Source organism: Streptomyces sp. TSRI0107 (assembly GCF_001905845.1).
In the GTDB taxonomy this organism is placed as follows: Bacteria; Actinomycetota; Actinomycetes; order Streptomycetales; family Streptomycetaceae; genus Streptomyces.
In genome coordinates, this window is the sequence record NZ_LIVZ01000008.1 from 345,659 (window position 1) to 361,495 (window position 15,837).

The following is a 15,837-nucleotide window of genomic DNA, read 5'->3' on the forward strand; positions in this document are numbered from 1 at the left end:
GACGGCTGACGGCTGACGGCTGACGGCTGACGGCCCCCTCTCGCGCCCGGGAGGGGGCCCGACCCGTCCCAACTGTCAATGGCGGCGGCACGGTTCGCGAATCAACGTTCAAACCCTTGACGCGCAAGCGAGTCGACGTTTAACTCACGGCCTAAATTAAGCCCTGAGGGCGCCTCCGGACGGAAAGCCCGAGAGGCCCCCGCCCCCACCCAGGGAGAGCCGCATGCCATCGCGCACGCCCGCCACAACACGCACCTCCGCCACAACCCGCACATCCGCCACCTCACGAACCTCCCGCACCCTCCTGACCGCCCTCGCCGCCCTCACCCTCCTCGCGGCGAGCCCGGCCCTCACGGGGCCGGCCACCGCCGCGCCCGAAGCCGTCCAGGCGGCCGCCGCGTGGGACACGGACCGCGCGGCCGCCGCCTACGCCGCGAACCCGGCGGCGGTCACCGCCTCCGGCAGCGAGAACGGCGCCACCGCCCCCGGCCTCGCCTTCGACGGCAACCCCGGCACCCGCTGGTCCAGCAACTTCGCCGACGACGCCTGGATCCGCCTCGACCTCGGCACGACCCTCCGCGTCGACCGCGTGACCCTCGACTGGGAGGCCGCCCACGGCAAGAGATACGTCCTGGAGATCTCGAAGAACGGCACCGACTGGACGCCCTTCTACACGGAGACCGCCGGCACCGGAGGAACGGTCACCGCACACACGTATCCCCAGGAGGTGACGGGCCGCTACATCCGCCTGCGCGGCCAGGAACGGGCCACCCCCTACGGCTACTCGCTCTACTCCTTCAAGGTCTACGGCGGTGAACCGGCCCCCGCGTCCACCACCCGTGCCAACCTGGCCCTGAACCACCCGGCCTACACGAACTACTACCAGCACGCGGGCAACTCCCCGGCGTTCGTCACCGACGGCGGCTGGCCGGCGAACCTCAAGGACGACGTCACCCGCTGGTCCAGCGACTGGAACAAGGACCGCTGGATCTCCGTCGACCTGGGCGCGACCTCCACGATCGACACAGTTGACCTGTACTGGGAGGCGGCCTACGCCGTCGACTACGAACTCCAGGTCTCCGACGACAACCGCACCTGGCGCACGGTGTACCGGCCGACCGCGGCCGAGGTCGCCGCCCGCCGCGCCGACGTCAAGTCACCGGCGGAGGCCACGGGCCGCCACGACAACGTCCGGCTCCCGCAACCGGCCACCGGCCGCTACGTGCGCATGCTCGGCAAGGAGCGCCGCTCCTTCCACAACCCGGCTCCGTCGACCGCCCAGTTCGGCTACTCCCTCTACGAGTTCCAGGTCTGGGGCACCGGCGGCAGCGCCTCCGCCGCGTACCCGCCTCTCCCCGCCGACCAGGGAGGGACGTACCGGACGACGTTCTTCGACGACTTCACCGGTGCCTCCCTCGACCGCTCCAAGTGGCGTGTCGTACGCACCGGCACCGAGATGGGCTCGGTCAACGGCGAGGCGCAGGCCTACGTCGACTCCACCGACAACATCCGCACCGAGAACGGAAACCTGGTCCTGCGCGCCAAGCACTGCAAGGGCTGCACCCAGGCCGGCGGCGGGACGTACGACTTCACGTCGGGCCGCATCGACACCAACACCAAGTTCGACTTCACCTACGGCCGCGTCAGCGCCCGCATGAAACTCCCGGTCGGCGACGGCTTCTGGCCCGCCTTCTGGCTGCTCGGCAGCGACGTCGACGACCCCTCCGTCTCCTGGCCCGCCTCCGGCGAGACCGACATCATGGAGAACATCGGCTACGCCGACTGGACCAGCACCGCCCTGCACGGCCCCGGCTACTCCGCCGACGGCAACATCGGCGCCCGCCAGACCTACCCGAACGGCGGCCGCGCCGACCAGTGGCACACCTACGCCGTCGAGTGGACCCCGACGGGCATGCGCTTCTACGTAGACGACCGCCTGGTCCAGGAAACCACCCGCAACAAGCTCGAATCGACCCGCGGCCAGTGGGTTTACGACCACAACCAGTACGTCATCCTCAACCTCGCCCTCGGCGGCGCCTACCCGGCCGGCTGGAACAAGGTGACGAGCCCGTACTGGGGCCTGCCGCAGTCCAGCGTGGACCGCATCGCGGCCGGGGGAGTGCAGGCGGAGGTGGACTGGGTGAAGGTCGAGCAGAAGCGGTAGCGCGGGCCGACGCTCCCTTTCGATGGCCGCTGCTGGCGTCCGGTGAAGAGCGCCAAGCCGGCGCACCGGCCGACGCAACTACTGGACGTCGGCAGCGGTCGACCTCTCTGATCCCCTGCGAGCGCAGCTTTGACCAGAACCCATTGAGAGGATGCCCCCGCGGCACGCCCCCTCTCTCCGGGCCGCCTCGGTCCCTACAGGCGCCCCGCCTCCACGATCCGCCGCAGGAAGTGCCGTGTGCGCTCCTGCTGCGGGTCGCCGAAGACCTGCTCGGCGGTGCCGTGCTCCAGCACCACGCCGCCGTCCAGGAAGCAGACCTGGTCGGCGACCTCGCGGGCGAAGCCCATCTCGTGCGTCGCCAGCACCATGGTCATGCCGTCGCCCTTGAGGTCGCGCACGACGTCCAGCACCTCGCCGACCAGCTCCGGATCGAGGGCCGCGGTGATCTCGTCGAGCAGCAGCAGCCGGGGACGCACGGCGAGGGCGCGCACGAGCGCCACCCGCTGTTGCTGGCCGCCGCTGAGCCGGTCCGGGTACTCGCCCGCTCTGCCTCCCAGCCCGAGCCGTGCCAGCAACTCCCGGGCCCGCTCCTCGGCTTGGGCACGGGGGATGCCGTGCACCCGGCGCGGGGCGAGTGTGATGTTCTCCAGCACCGTCATGTGAGGGAACAAGTTGTACGCCTGGAAGACCACGCCGATCCGGCGCCGTACCGCGTTCTGGTCGACGCGCGGGTCGGTGATCTCCTCGCCGTCCAGCCAGATCGCCCCGTCGGTGACGTCCTCCAGGAGGCCGGCGCACCGCAGCAGTGTCGACTTGCCGGAGCCGGAGGCCCCGATCAGCGCGGTCACCGTGTGCGGGGCGACCTCCATGCCGACGTCCCGCAGGACGACCGAACCGCCGAAGGTCTTGCGGACGGATTCCATTCGCAGCACCGGCACGTCGTCGCTCATGTCGTTCCTCCTTGCGCCCGACGGCGGTCCATCCGGGCCGTCACCCAGTCCGTGAAGCGGGTCATCGGAATGGTCAGGGCGACGAACACCAGCCCAGCCACGATGTACGGCGTGTAGTTGAGGCTGCGGCCCACGATGATGTCGGCCGCGCGCACGGCGTCGACCGCGCCGCCGATCGACACCAGACCGGTGTCCTTCTGCAGGGACACCAGATCGTTCAGCAGCGGCGGCACCTGGCGGCGTACGGCCTGCGGCAGTACCACGAATCGCAGCGCCTGCCGGTTGGTCAGGCCCAGGGAGCGGGCAGCGGCGCGCTGCGAGGGGTGCACCGACTCGATGCCGGCGCGGAACACCTCCGCCACGTACGCCGAGTACGTCAGCGTCAGCGCCGTGCCGCCGAGCAGCACCGGGTCGACGGTGACGCCCTGGAGGCGCAGCGCGGGGACGCCCAGGACCACGATCATCAGGTTGATGATCAGCGGAAGCCCCCGGAAGAAGTCCGTGTACGCCGCCGCCAGCACCCGCAGTGGGAAGAACACCGGGCCGCGCAGGGTGCGGGCCACCGCGATGAGCATGCCGAGGACCAGCACGGCGGCGCCGCACACCAGCAGCAGCCGCAGATTCAGCCAGAGACCCTCCAGGACCTGGGGGAACGCCTCGCGCGCGTACTGGACGTCGAAGAAGGTCTCCCTGGTGCGCGGCCAGCCGGGCGCGTTGACGACCAGCAGGTAGAGGGCGGCTCCGGTGACCAGGGTGGACAGGGCGGCGATCGCCGTGGCGCGGCGAGCGCGGGTACGCCGGTACCGCTCGCGCTCCAGTCGGCGCGGCGACGGGACGTACGGGCCCTCGACGGCACGCTTGTCGTCGTCTCCGTCGTTCGCGTCGTCCCGGCCGGACTCGTCCTTGACGACGGTCACTTGAGCACCGGGGCGTCGACCGCGTCGGCCAGCCACAGCTGTTCGAGCTTCGCCAGGGTGCCGTCCTCGCGGAGCGCGTCGACAGCGTCCGTCACGCAGGCTGTGAGGGCGCTGCCCTTGTCCAGCGCCAGCCCGAACTGCTCCGGGGTGCCGCCCCGGTTCTCGAACTGGCCGATGATCTCGGCGTCGGTCACCTCGGCGGCGGTGATGTAGAAGGCGGTCGGCAGGTCGACCACGATCGCGTCGACCTGCCCGTTCTTCAGCGCGGACTTGGCCTGGTCGTTCTTGCCGTAGACCGCGGCGTCCCGAGTCGGCCGCACGACGTCCTCGATGTAGGCGAGGCTGGTCGTACCGACCTGGGCGCCCAGCTTGAGACCCTTGAGGTCCGCGACGCGGTCCGCCTTCGCGGCCTTGGAGCCCTTCAGCGCGATGACGGCCTGGCGCACGTCGTAGTAGCCGGACGAGAAGTCCACGGCCTTCTTGCGCTCGTCGCTGACGGAGACCTGGTTGATGTCGAAGTCGAAGGTCTTCTCACCCGGGGCGAACGCCTTGTTGAACGGCACGCTCTGCCAGACCACGGCGTCCTTGCCGTACCCCAGCCTCTTCGCCACGGCGTACGCGACGGCCGACTCGAAGCCCTTGCCGTTGGACGGGTCGTCGTCCTTGAACCACGGCTCGTAGGCGGGCTGGTCGGTGGCGATCGTCAGCTTGCCGGAAGTCTTCGTGGGGAGCTTGCCCGGGGTGCAGGTGGCGCCGGCCGGACCGGAGGGCTCGGCGGACGCGCCGTCCTCCGGCTGCGGGGCGCAGCCGACGGCGGTCGCGAGGAGGGCGACGGTGGCGCCGGCGAGGACGCGGCGCAGGACGCGAGGGGCGAGAGACATGGCGGGAGAGTGGCAGCGCTCTCCCCGATTTGTCGAGGGCGTTTCGTGATAATCCACATGGCGGGAACGGGTGTTGCAGGTTCGTGAACGGGCGGCCGGGGGTCGGGACTGGCGCCGGTGCGTGTGTACAGGATGGTGCTGTACGCGGGGAAGTGTCCTGGGCCGTAGGCGTGCCCGTACAGCGACTGGGCGACCGAGGGAAGGCGTGACGGCCGGCCGCCCCGGCACCTCACCCGGCGATCAGTTCGACGTCCTTCGCCACGTGCGACGTCTCCCCAGCCGCCATCGCCCGGGACCGGGACGTCCGCCAAAGCCACAGCACGTCCCGCCCGAACGACCACACCAGCAGGCCGAGTGCGAGCGCCACCACGCCCGCGTTGGCCACGTACGGCAGCAGTTCCGCGCCCGCGAGCAGCAGGAACACCCCCTGCAGGGCGGCCACCGTCTTGCGCGCCGTGCTCGGCGGCAGCGGTGCCGTCAGCCACGGCCACACCCGCGCGGCGGCGACGAACGCGTACCGCATGCCGCCGATCAGCAGGACCCACGGGCCCAGTTCCGCGGAGACGTACACGCTCAGCACGAGGATGAGGAACGCGTCGACCTCCATGTCGAAGCGTGCTCCCAGTGCCGACGAGGTCCCGGTGCGCCGGGCGACCTTGCCGTCCACGCCGTCGAGGATCAGCGCCACCGCGGTGAGCGCGACGAACAGGGTGACCGGCGGTGAGCTGCGGAAGGAGTCGGCGACCAGGGCGGTCACCCCGCCGACCAGGGTGGCCCGGCCGAGGGTGACCCGGTTGGCGGGGCCGAAGGAGCTGAGCCGGGAGCGGTGTACGGCGCGGGAGAGGACGGCCCAGCTGGCGACGGCGAAGACGAGGCCGGTCAGCCAGCCCGCCGGCCCCATCCCGGTCGCCGACCCGAGCAGGGCCAGCAGCAGGATCTGCACGCCCGCGCCGAGCGCGGTCTCCTGCTGGACCAGTCGCGCACCGTATGTGTTGTTCAGGGCCACCGCGCATCCTCCGGCCGTAATGACAGAGTCGATCATCGCCGCGTACTGTGCGCGGCCTGTGCACATCTCGGTACGCGAACCACTGGCCGATCGTTCAGGAGGACCGCCGATGACACGAACCGCACATGCGTTCTGGCTCGCCTCCCCCGGGCAGGGGGAGATTCGCGAGGTGGAGCTGCCGGAGCCGGCCGAGGGCGACGTGGTGGTGCGCGCGCTGTGGTCGGGGGTGAGCCGCGGCACGGAGACGCTGGTGTTCCGCGGCCGGGTGCCGAGCAGTCAGTACGCGGCGATGCGGGCCCCGTTCCAGGAAGGCGACTTTCCGGCGCCGGTGAAGTACGGCTACCTCGGCGTCGGTGTCGTCGAGGAGGGCCCGGCGCAGCTGGTGGGCCGTACCGTCTTCTGTCTGCATCCGCATCAGACCCGGTACGTCGTCCCCGCGTCCGCCGTCACCCCGGTTCCCGACGGCGTGCCGGCCGAACGGGCCGTGCTCGCGGGCACCGTGGAGACCGCCGTCAACGCGCTGTGGGACGCGCCGCCGCTGGTCGGCGACCGGATCGCGGTGGTGGGCGGCGGCATGGTCGGCTGTTCGGTGGCCGCGCTGCTGGCCCGTTTCCCCGGCGTGCGCGTCCAGCTGGTCGACACCGACCCGGCCCGCGCCAAGACCGCGAAGGCCCTCGGCGTGGACTTCGCCGCGCCCGCCGACGCGCTCGGCGACCGGGACCTCGTCGTGCACGCCAGCGCCACCGAGCAGGGCCTGGCCCGCTCGCTGGAGCTCGTCGCCACCGAGGGCACCGTCCTGGAACTGAGCTGGTACGGCGACCGGAAGGTGAGCGTCCCGCTGGGCGAGGACTTCCACGCGCGGCGGATCGTGCTGCGCAGCAGCCAGGTCGGCACCGTCTCCCCGGCGCGCCGCGCCACCCGTTCGTACGGCGACCGGCTCGCCCTCGCCCTCGAACTGCTTGCCGACCCGGCGCTCGACGCGCTCATCACGGGGGAGTGCGCGTTCGAGGACCTGCCGGACGTGCTGCCCCGGCTCGCCGACGGCCGGATCCCCGCGCTGTGCCACCGGGTGCGGTACCCGCGATAACCGCCGCTGAACACCGGAAGGCCGGCAGCCGTACTACCCGGCATCGATGCACCGCACCTGGAGGGTCGTTCCCTTGTTCAGTGTCACCGTCCGCGATCACATCATGATCGCCCACAGCTTCCGCGGGGAGGTCTTCGGACCCGCGCAGCGCCTGCACGGGGCCACGTTCCTCGTGGACGCCACGTTCCGGCGCGAACAGCTGGACGAGGACAACATCGTCGTCGACATCGGGCTGGCCACCCGGGAACTCGGTGCCGTCGTCGGCGAGCTCAACTACCGCAACCTCGACAACGAGCCCGACTTCGCCGGGACCAACACCTCCACGGAGTTCCTGGCGAAGGTCATCGCCGACCGGCTCGCCGAGCGCATCCACAAGGGCGCGCTCGGCGAGGGCGCCCGGGGCATCGCCGGCATCACCGTCACGCTGCACGAGTCGCACATCGCCTGGGCGAGTTACGAGCGTGCCCTGTGACCGACGCGACCATCGAACAGCGGACGGCGGAGCTGCGCTACGTGCCCGCGCAGTCCGGCGCCCTGGCGAGCGCGGAGATCGTCCGGATGTCCCTGCGGACCGTGCACTTCGTCATGCCGGGCGGCGTCGACGACCCGGCCGTGCCGAGCGGCGGCAACGCCTACGACCGCCGGATGTGCCTGGACCTGCCCGGTTTCGGCTGGCAGGTCCAGCGGCATCTGGTGACCGGTACCTGGCCCCGGCCGGGCGCGGCGGACCGCGCTGAACTCGCCCGTACGCTGCGGCAGCTGCCGGACGGCGCGGTCGTCCTCCTCGACGGGCTGGTCGCCTGCGGTGTCCCCGAGGTCGTCGTCCCCGAGGCGGAGCGGCTGCGGCCGGCCGTCCTGGTCCACCTGCCGCTCGGTGACGAGACGGGCCTGGCGCTGGAGGCGGCCGCCGAACTGGACGTCCTGGAGCGGACGGTGCTGCGGGCGGTGCCCGCGGTGATCGCCACCAGCGACTGGGCGGTGCGCCGCCTGGTCTCCCACCACGGGCTGGCGCCCGACCGGGTCCACGTCGCCGCGCCGGGCGCCGACATCGCGCCCCTCGCGTCCGGCACGGACGGAGTGTCGCGGCTGCTGTGCGTGGCCGCGGTCACCCCGCGCAAGGGGCAGCACCGGCTGGTGGAGGCACTGGCCGCGGTCGCCGAGCTGCCGTGGAGCTGCGTGTGCGTGGGCGGACTGACTCAGGACGCGCGCTACGTCGCCCAGCTGCGGTCCCTGATCGACGGGTACGGCCTGACGGGCCGCGTCCATCTCGCGGGACCCCAGTCCGGCGCCGCCCTCGACGCGAGCTACGCCGCCGCCGACCTGATGGTGCTCACGTCGTACGCCGAGACGTACGGCATGGCCGTCACCGAGGCGCTGGCGCGCGGCATCCCGGTGCTGGCCACGGACGTGGGCGGGCTCCCGGAAGCGGTGGGCCGCGCCCCCGACGGCGGGGTGCCCGGCATCCTCGTCCCGCCGGAGGACCCCGCGGCGCTCGCGGCCGAACTGCGCGGCTGGTTCGGCGAGGCGGACGTACGGCGCCGGCTGAAGGCCGCGGCGCGGGGCCGCCGGGCGGCCCTGGACGGCTGGGCGACCACCGCCAAGTCCCTCGCCGGCGTGCTGAGCCGGCTCACCGACGTACCGCGGAGGGCGGCATGAGCGACACCGGGACGACGGCAGAGCCGGCGGAACAGACGGTCGGCGGGATCCCGGCACCGGCGAGGGGGCCCGAGGCGTCCGACGTCATCCCCGGCGCCGGACCCGCCGCCGCCCGCCCCGGTGAGCGCCCCACCGTACGGCTGCGGGAGGGCGGCGGCGCGGACGAGGAGCCGCCGCGTTACGCGCCCGAGTGGCTGGAGCTGCGGGAGGGCGCCGACGCGGCGGCGCGGGCGGGCGAGCTGCTGGATCCGCTGCGGATCCGGCTGGCGAACCTGCCCCGCCGGGCCGGCGGGCTGGTCGTGCACGACGTGGGCTGCGGCACCGGGTCGATGGGACGCTGGCTCGCGCCCCGGCTCGACGGCGCCCAGCACTGGGTGCTGCACGACCGCGACCCGTATCTGCTGCACTTCGCGGCCGTGGCCTCGCCGCGCTCCGCCGCCGACGGCAGCCGGGTCACGGTCGAGACCCGGCGCGGCGACGTCGCCCGGCTCACTCCCGAGGCGCTCGCCGGGGCGTCCCTGGTGACGGCGTCCGCGCTGCTGGACGTGCTGACCCGGGAGGAGGTGGACGCGCTCGCCGCGGCGTGCGCGGGCGCCGGGTGTCCCGCGCTGCTGACGCTGTCCGTGGCCGGCCGGGTCGACCTCACTCCGGGGGACCCGCTGGACGCGGAGATCGCGGAGGCGTTCAACGCCCACCAGCGGCGCACCGGGCTGCTCGGCCCGGACGCGGTCACCGTGGCCTGCGAGGCGTTCGACGCGCGCGGCGCGACGGTGCGGGTGCGGCCGAGCCCGTGGCGGCTCGGTCCCGGCGACGCGGCGCTGACGGCCCAGTGGCTGCGCGGCTGGGTGGGCGCCGCCGTGGAGCAGCGGCCCGAGCTGAAGGACCGGGCCGGGAAGTACCTGGCGGCACGTCTGGCGGCCTGCGCCGCGGGGGAGTTGCGGGTGACCGTCCACCACAGCGATCTGCTGGCGCTGGCCCGCCCGACCGGCGGCGTGTCGTGAAGCCGTCCCGCGCGCTGCGCGCCCACCTCGGCACCGTCGTCGGGACCGCCGTCCTGGCCGTCGTCGTCTGGCGTCTGGGCACGGGGGTCTTCGTGGACGGGCTGCGGCGGATCGACGGGCCCGCGCTGCTCGCGGCGGTCGGCATCGGCGTCGTCACGACCGCCCTCAGCGCGTGGCGCTGGCAGCTGGTCGCCCGCGGGCTGGGGATCCGGCTGCCGTACGGCCCGGCCGTGGCCGACTACTACCGGGCGCTGTTCCTGAACGCGGCCCTGCCCGGCGGGGTGCTGGGCGACGTGCACCGGGCGGTGCGGCACGGGCACAGCTCCGGGGACCTCGGCCGCGGGGTGCGGGCGGTGGTCCTGGAACGGGCTGCCGGGCAGGTGGTGCTGGCGGTGGCGGGTGCGGGGGTCCTGCTGACGGTGGCGTCCCCGGTCCGCTCGGAGGTCCGGCAGTTCGCCCTGCCGGCGGCGGTGGCCGCGCTGGGCGCGGTCGCGGTCGTCCTCGCCCTGCGGATGAACCGGGGCGCCCGCGCCCGTCGCCGGCGGGCGCTGGTGGCGGAGGTGCGTGCGGCGCTGCTGTCGCGCCGCAACGGGCCTGGCGTGGCGGTCGCGTCCGTCGCCGTCCTGGCCGGGCATGTCGCGATGTTCCTGCTCGCCGCGCGGATCACCGGCAGTGACGCCTCCGCGATGGTGCTGCTGCCGCTCGCGGTCCTCGCCCTGCTCGCCATGAGCCTGCCGCTCAACGTGGGCGGCTGGGGCCCGCGGGAGGGCGTCACCGCCTGGGCGTTCGGCGCCGCCGGCCTGGGCGCGGGCGACGGCCTCGCGGTCGCCGTGGTCTACGGCGTGCTGGGCTTCGCGGCGAGCCTGCCGGGCGTCCTCGTGCCGGTCGCCCGCCGGCTCGCGTCGCTGCGGGCCGCCGGTACGACGGGCGCCGCCCGGACCGCCGTACCGGAGCCCGCCGCCGAAGGCCGCTACGCCCGGCTGCCGCCGTCGGAGGTGAGCAACTCGAAGTACGCGGTGAAGGAATCCACCAGACTCGCCAGCAGTTCCTTCCCCTTTTCCGCGGTGCCGAGGGAAGGCCGCCCGATGACTCCCGAATCGGTGTAGGCGGACATTCCGGTGGTGAGTAGATGACGCCGGTCGTCGGCGATGAAATCGGCGGTCCCATAACCGGGCCGGACGGATTCCGGATGGGCGTGCAGAAGGATGGAGGTCTCGATTTCGCCCGCGTGCATGTCGGTGAGCAGCGAGGTCGACACCCCGGCCCGCTCCCGCGCCGTCTCCCAGTCCTCCGGGGCCGGGAACAGCGCCATCCGCTCGCCGCGCGCGGAGGCCTCCTGGACGACGTTGCCGAGGACGTAGTTGCCGCCGTGCCCGTTGACCAGGACCAGGGCGTCGACGCCCGAGCGGCGCAGCGAGTCCGCTATGTCGCGGACGACCGCGTGCAGGGTCGCCGCGGAGATGCTGACGGTTCCGGGCCAGGCAGCGTGCTCGTGGGAGCAGGAGATCGTCACCGGTGGAAGGAGGTGCACCGGGTGGGCGGCGGCGATGTCGCGGGCGACGGCGCAGGCGACGAGCGTGTCGGTGGCCAGCGGGAGATACGGGCCGTGCTGCTCGAAGCTGCCGACCGGAAGGACGGCGACCTGCCCGCGGACGCCCGCCCCGCGTGCCCGTACGTCGTCGGTGGTGTCCTGCGGCAGCGGACCGTACGCCGGTCCCGGTCCTTGTGCCCGTATTCCCGAACCGCTCATCTTTTCCCGGCCTTTCGTCTGATGGTGAGGAAGTTGAGGATGTTGAGGAACCAGATCATGACAGAGAAAATCGGCGTGCTCGGCAAGAAGACCCCACAACGCACCGGTGTGGAACGCGTGGTGAATGCGCCATTGCCCACCGTGTACGGCAATTTCCAGGCGGTCGGCTATCTCGACCACGACCGCGGTGACGAGCACGTCGCCCTCGTGTACGGCGATCCCGGCGCCGACGGTGTCCTCACGCGGCTGCACTCGGAGTGCCTGACCGGCGACGCGTTCGGCTCGCAGCACTGCGAGTGCGGTGACCAGCTGGCGTCGGCGCTGCGGGCGGTGGTCGCGGAGGGCGCCGGTGTCGTCGTCTACCTGAGGGGGCACGAGGGCCGCGGCATCGGGCTGCTGGGCAAGCTGCGGGCGATGGCGTTGCAGGCCGAGGGCCTGGACACGGTGGAGGCGAACGTCGCGCTCGGGCTGCCGGTGGACGCCCGCGACTACGGTGCCGCCGCCGGCATGCTGCGGGACCTGGGGGTGCGTTCGGTGCGGCTGATGTCCAACAACCCGCGCAAGCGGGAGGCGTTGCTGCTGCACGGGATACAGGTCGCCGAGCAGGTGCCGCTGCTCATCCCGCCCTGCGAGAGCAACATCACCTATCTGCGGACGAAGCGGGAGCGGCTGGACCACCACCTGCCCCATCTGGACGCGGTGGCGCACCTGTCTCGATGACGGGTGTGGGGGAGCGGGGGTGGCGCGGGCTGATACCGGCGGTTCGTGACGGCCGGCCGCTCCCGGGCGGGGACCGGCCAACTCGCCCGGGGCGGCGCCGTGTTCACCTACCGCGGTGACGACTGTGACACCGGCGTCACCGCCTCGTGCACCAGCTGCTTCAGGTCCGGGTAGACGGTGTGCGAGCGGCGCGGCCGCAGCTGCGTCAAGAACTGCACGGTCAGGTCCCGGCTCGGGTCGACCCAGAACGTGGTGGTCGCCACCCCGCTCCAGCCGAACGTACCGAGCCCCGAGGGCGACCGGGTACGGGACGGGTCGATCACCACCGACACGCCGAGCCCGAACCCGACGCCGTCGTTGCCGGGCTCGTCGTGGGCGGGGCGGCTGCCGAACGAGCGCAGATCGGCGCCGCCCGGCAGCTGGTTGGTGGTCATCAGGTCGACGGTCTCCGGCGTCAGCAGCCGTACCCCGTCCAGTTCGCCGCGGCGGCGCAGCAGCTCCATGAACCGGTGGATATCGTATGCGGTCGCCACCATACCGCCGCTGCCCGACAGGAAGCGCGGCCGGCCGCGCAGCGGCAGCCCGGGGATCGGCTGGATCCCGTCGCCGTCCTCCTTCTCGCCGTACAACTCGGCGAGCCGCCCCGCCTGTTCGTCGCTCACCTGGAATCCGGCGTCCGGCATGCCCAGCGGCCGGAAGACCCGCTCGGCGAGGAACACGTCCAGGGGCTGCCCCGACACCACCTCGATGATCCGGCCGAGCACATTGCTGGCCACCGAGTAGTTCCACTGCGTGCCCGGCTCGAACTGCAGCGGCATCCGCGCGTACACCCCGACCGTGCCCGCCAGGTCCTTGCCCGGCGCCACCGACGAGTCCAGGCCCGCCTCGCGGTAGAGGGCGTCCACCGGGTGGGAGTGGTAGAAGGCGAACGTCAGGCCCGCGGTGTGGGTCATCAGATGCCGGACCCGTATCGGCCCGGCGGCTGGGCGGGTACGGACGTCCGCGCCCGAGCCGCCGTCGTAGACGCGGGCGTCGGCGAACTCCGGCAGATGCCGGGCGACCGGGTCGTCCAGCGCGAGCCGCCCCTCCTCCACCAGCAGCAGCGCGGCCACCGAGGTGACCGGCTTCGTCATGGAGTAGATCCGCCACAGCGTGTCCGGCTCCACCGGCAGCCCCGCGGCGATGTCGCGGTGCCCGTAGGCGGTGAGGTGGGCGACCCGGCCGCCGCGCGCGACCGCCACCAGGAAGCCGGGCAGCCGCCCCGCGTCGACCTCACGGGCGAAATGCCGGTCCAGCCGCCCGAGCGCCCGCGCGTCCAGCCCCGCCTCGTCCGGTTCGACCTCTTGTCGCAGCAGTGCCATCGCCGTCCTCCGATCGCGTTCACCGAGGTGCGATCGGGCATACCCCGTGGGAGCGCCCTCAGACCTCATGGTCGCGCAGGTGACCGGGTACGGGGGAGCGGGTGGGCCGGGGGCCGGGCGGTGCCGGGGAGGCGCCCGCCGGGTGATCCGTGCGCGCCGGGCGAGGCGCGTGTGGGACGGGCGAGGCGCGTGTGGGCCGCTCGACCGCCTCCTGTGGCAGTCGTCCCCCCCCCGGCCCGTGCGTCGACGTGCCCGGCTGATGGTCTACGTCTCGGCTCGCCCGGTCGGTGCGTCGTGCAGCCCTGCCCGGGGCTCGGCCCCCTCAACCGGTACGCCGCCGCGGCTCCCCCCGACCTCGACCCCAGCCCCGCCCCCGGCCCCCTGGCTCCCCGCGCCATCCGCCCCGCCCGCCGCAGGCGTGTGCGTCCGCGTCCGCCCCGGCAGCGCGCCCCCGATCGCCGCGCCCGCCGCCGCCAGGGCGGCGAAGGCCGTCAGCGGGGTGCGCAGACCGCCGGCGGTCACGAGCAGGGTCGCCGCGGCGACGCCGAGCGCCGGTCCGACGTTCAGGGCGGTCTGCTGGAGCCCGCCCGCCACCCCGGCCGACTCGGCGGGGGCATGCCGTACGACGACGTGGGTGGCCGCCACCATCACCGTGCCGAACCCCGCGCCGACCAGCGCGAAACCGGTGCACAGCGCGAGCGTGCCGGACGCGGTCGACAGCAGCAGGGCTCCGGCGGCGAGGACCAGCGTGGCGGTGACGGTGGCCCGCCGGGCGCCCGTGCGCCGCAGCAGGACCGGGCTGACGGCCGCGGCGGCGATCATCAGCACGGCCAGGGGCAGGCTGCGCAGGGCGCTCTGGAACGGGTCGAGGCCGAGCGGGCCCTGGAGGAGGTACACGCAGACGAACAGCGTGCCGTGCAGCGCGGCCGACGCGGTCACCAGCACGCCGAGCGCCGATCCGACGGCCGCCGACCGTACGACGTCCGCGGGCACCAGCGGGTGCGGGGCGCGCCGCTCGTGCCGTACGAACGCCGCACCGGCGACCGCCGCCACCGCGAGGGCCGGTGCCGCCGAGGCGGTGCCGCCGCTGTCCGCCACGCCGGCGAGGCCGTGCACCAGGGCGGCGAGGGCCAGCGCGAGCAGCAGCGCGCCGGGCAGGTCCAGCCGTACGGCGGTCCTCGGCGGCTCGGGCGTCCGCGCGGTCAGGGCGAGCAGGCCGAAGGCGAGCGCCGGTACGACGTGCAGGAAGAACACCGCCCGCCAGCCCAGCTCCGTCACCAGTGCCCCGCCCAGGACGGGCCCCGCTGCCGCCGCCACCCCGATCGCGGCGGTCCGTACGGCGAGGGGCGTGCGCAGCCCGTCGGGCGGGCAGGCGGCGCGCAGCATGCCGAGCGTGGCGGGTTGCAGCAGCGCCCCGCAGACCCCCTGGGCGATCCGCAGCCCGATGACCCAGCCGATCCCGGGGGCCAGTCCGATTCCGGCCGAGACCACGCCGAAGCCCAGCATGCCGACGCCGAACAGCCGCCGGTGCCCGTACCGGTCGCCGAGCCGGCCCGCGAACACCAGCAGCGCCGCCACCGCGACGAGATAGCCGGTGGTGGTCCACTGCACCTGCGCGAAGGAGGCGTCGAGGTCCCGCTGGAGGGTGGGCTGCGCGACGGTCAGGAGGGTGCCGTCGAGGGCGACGACCACCGCCCCGGCCACACTGCTCGCCAGGGTCAGCGCGCGGTTCACCGGTCGCTCCCGGGACCGAGGTGGGCGTCCAGTGTGGTCTGCAGCAGTGGTGCGAAGTCGTCCGCGCCGACGGCGAGTTGCAGACTGCCCCAGCCCCACAGCTGGGCGATGCCGTGCAGGTTCGCCCACAGCGCGCCCGCGACGGCCCGGGCGTCGGCGCCGGGACACGCCCGGCCGACCAGCTCCACCAGCAGGCCGAAGAGGGGGAGGCTGGTGTCCCTCAGCCCCAAGTGGCCGCTGGCCAGCAGGTCGTGACGGAACATCAGCTCGTACATGCCGCGGTTGCCCAGCGCGAACTCCAGGTAGACGCGGCTCAGTGCCGCCACCTGCGCGCGCGGGTCCGCCGCACCGTCGCCGAGCGCTTCCCGGGCCCGCGCGCCGAGCGCGTCGAAGCCGCGGCGGGCGATGGCCGACAGCAGTTCCAGATGGGTGGGGAAGTGGCGGCGCGGCGCCCCGTGCGAGACACCGGCCCGGCGGGCGATCTCCCGCAGGGTCAGCGCCTGTGCGCCCTCGCGGGTCACCAGTTCCACGCCCACATCGACCAGTCGGGCGCGCAGATTCGGCTCGGCTTCGCTCATGGACAGTGTCTACCAGCTCTGCGTAGACAGTG

14 protein-coding genes and 1 pseudogene are annotated in these 15,837 nt (G+C 73.5%); 7 read left to right on the forward strand and 8 right to left on the reverse strand.

The window, feature by feature from the left end; translation table 11 throughout:
- Nucleotides 1-223: 223 nt before the first annotated feature.
- On the forward strand, nt 224-2,164 hold the full coding sequence (locus AMK31_RS24110; RefSeq protein WP_073942700.1) for a discoidin domain-containing protein: 1,941 nt from the start codon (nt 224-226) through the stop codon (nt 2,162-2,164).
- A 194-nt stretch (nt 2,165-2,358) separates the two neighbouring features.
- Here AMK31_RS24110 and AMK31_RS24115 read toward each other — a convergent pair whose 3' ends face one another.
- The 4 genes from AMK31_RS24115 to AMK31_RS24130 all read right to left on the reverse strand — a co-directional run bounded on the left by AMK31_RS24115 (nt 2,359) and on the right by AMK31_RS24130 (nt 5,918).
- Nucleotides 2,359-3,114: an amino acid ABC transporter ATP-binding protein gene (locus AMK31_RS24115; RefSeq protein WP_198948557.1), complete on the reverse strand. Its 756-nt coding sequence runs from the start codon at nt 3,112-3,114 to the stop codon at nt 2,359-2,361.
- A complete protein-coding gene (locus AMK31_RS24120; RefSeq protein WP_073942701.1) occupies nt 3,111-4,031 on the reverse strand; it encodes an amino acid ABC transporter permease in 921 nt (306 codons plus the stop codon). Before AMK31_RS24120 ends, AMK31_RS24115 begins: the two co-directional genes overlap by 4 nt.
- Entirely contained in the window at nt 4,028-4,912 is an 885-nt protein-coding gene (locus AMK31_RS24125; RefSeq protein ID WP_073942702.1) for an ABC transporter substrate-binding protein, read from the reverse strand. The genes AMK31_RS24120 and AMK31_RS24125 overlap by 4 nt, the downstream gene beginning before the upstream one ends.
- Nucleotides 4,913-5,141: 229 nt before the next feature.
- Complete coding sequence (locus AMK31_RS24130) at nt 5,142-5,918, reverse strand: CDP-alcohol phosphatidyltransferase family protein (RefSeq protein WP_073942703.1); 777 nt, start codon at nt 5,916-5,918, stop codon at nt 5,142-5,144.
- A 109-nt stretch (nt 5,919-6,027) separates the two neighbouring features.
- Between AMK31_RS24130 and AMK31_RS24135 the strand changes: the two genes are divergently transcribed.
- The 5 genes and pseudogenes from AMK31_RS24135 to AMK31_RS42315 all read left to right on the forward strand — a co-directional run.
- A complete protein-coding gene (locus tag AMK31_RS24135) occupies nt 6,028-7,005 on the forward strand; it encodes a zinc-dependent alcohol dehydrogenase (RefSeq protein ID WP_073942704.1) in 978 nt (325 codons plus the stop codon).
- 73 nt (nt 7,006-7,078) lie between these two features.
- The gene (locus tag AMK31_RS24140) at nt 7,079-7,477 is read left to right on the forward strand and encodes a 6-pyruvoyl trahydropterin synthase family protein (RefSeq protein WP_073942705.1); all 399 of its coding nucleotides are present in this window, start codon (nt 7,079-7,081) and stop codon (nt 7,475-7,477) included.
- Complete coding sequence (locus AMK31_RS24145; protein WP_073942706.1) at nt 7,474-8,661, forward strand: glycosyltransferase family 4 protein; 1,188 nt, start codon at nt 7,474-7,476, stop codon at nt 8,659-8,661. Before AMK31_RS24140 ends, AMK31_RS24145 begins: the two co-directional genes overlap by 4 nt.
- The gene (locus AMK31_RS39970; protein ID WP_073942707.1) at nt 8,658-9,662 is read left to right on the forward strand and encodes a class I SAM-dependent methyltransferase; all 1,005 of its coding nucleotides are present in this window, start codon (nt 8,658-8,660) and stop codon (nt 9,660-9,662) included. The genes AMK31_RS24145 and AMK31_RS39970 overlap by 4 nt, the downstream gene beginning before the upstream one ends.
- Nucleotides 9,663-9,754: 92 nt before the next feature.
- Nucleotides 9,755-10,465, forward strand: a pseudogene (locus AMK31_RS42315) (lysylphosphatidylglycerol synthase domain-containing protein); the annotation flags it as partial.
- A gap of 167 nt (nt 10,466-10,632) precedes the next feature.
- On the opposite strand, the gene AMK31_RS24160 reads toward AMK31_RS42315, so the two are convergent.
- Nucleotides 10,633-11,412 carry a creatininase family protein gene (locus AMK31_RS24160; RefSeq protein ID WP_073942709.1) on the reverse strand — a complete coding sequence of 260 codons (780 nt, stop codon included), beginning with the start codon at nt 11,410-11,412 and terminating at the stop codon, nt 10,633-10,635.
- A gap of 57 nt (nt 11,413-11,469) precedes the next feature.
- Here AMK31_RS24160 and ribA point away from each other — a divergent pair, with 57 nt between their 5' ends.
- Nucleotides 11,470-12,132: a GTP cyclohydrolase II gene (gene ribA / locus AMK31_RS24165; RefSeq protein ID WP_073942710.1), complete on the forward strand. Its 663-nt coding sequence runs from the start codon at nt 11,470-11,472 to the stop codon at nt 12,130-12,132.
- A gap of 107 nt (nt 12,133-12,239) precedes the next feature.
- Here the strand turns inward: ribA and AMK31_RS24170 are convergent, their stop codons facing one another.
- From AMK31_RS24170 to AMK31_RS24180, 3 genes are all read right to left on the reverse strand, one after another.
- Nucleotides 12,240-13,493: a serine hydrolase domain-containing protein gene (locus AMK31_RS24170; RefSeq protein WP_073942711.1), complete on the reverse strand. Its 1,254-nt coding sequence runs from the start codon at nt 13,491-13,493 to the stop codon at nt 12,240-12,242.
- 264 nt (nt 13,494-13,757) lie between these two features.
- On the reverse strand, nt 13,758-15,227 hold the full coding sequence (locus AMK31_RS24175; protein ID WP_079186910.1) for an MFS transporter: 1,470 nt from the start codon (nt 15,225-15,227) through the stop codon (nt 13,758-13,760).
- Nucleotides 15,224-15,805, reverse strand: a complete 582-nt coding sequence (locus AMK31_RS24180; protein WP_073942712.1) for a TetR/AcrR family transcriptional regulator — start codon at nt 15,803-15,805, stop codon at nt 15,224-15,226. The genes AMK31_RS24175 and AMK31_RS24180 overlap by 4 nt, the downstream gene beginning before the upstream one ends.
- Between the last annotated feature and the right edge of the window lie 32 nt (nt 15,806-15,837).

Bases quoted from the DNA above. Each gene is read 5' to 3' on its own strand.
- AMK31_RS24110 (WP_073942700.1), top strand. From the start codon at position 224: ATGCCATCGCGCACGCCCGCCACAACACGCACCTCCGCCACAACCCGC.
- AMK31_RS24115 (WP_198948557.1), bottom strand. From the start codon at position 3,114: ATGAGCGACGACGTGCCGGTGCTGCGAATGGAATCCGTCCGCAAGACC.
- AMK31_RS24125 (WP_073942702.1), bottom strand. From the start codon at position 4,912: ATGTCTCTCGCCCCTCGCGTCCTGCGCCGCGTCCTCGCCGGCGCCACC.
- AMK31_RS24135 (WP_073942704.1), top strand. From the start codon at position 6,028: ATGACACGAACCGCACATGCGTTCTGGCTCGCCTCCCCCGGGCAGGGG.
- AMK31_RS39970 (WP_073942707.1), top strand. From the start codon at position 8,658: ATGAGCGACACCGGGACGACGGCAGAGCCGGCGGAACAGACGGTCGGC.
- AMK31_RS24160 (WP_073942709.1), bottom strand. From the start codon at position 11,412: ATGAGCGGTTCGGGAATACGGGCACAAGGACCGGGACCGGCGTACGGT.
- ribA (WP_073942710.1), top strand. From the start codon at position 11,470: ATGACAGAGAAAATCGGCGTGCTCGGCAAGAAGACCCCACAACGCACC.
- AMK31_RS24170 (WP_073942711.1), bottom strand. From the start codon at position 13,493: ATGGCACTGCTGCGACAAGAGGTCGAACCGGACGAGGCGGGGCTGGAC.
- AMK31_RS24180 (WP_073942712.1), bottom strand. From the start codon at position 15,805: ATGAGCGAAGCCGAGCCGAATCTGCGCGCCCGACTGGTCGATGTGGGC.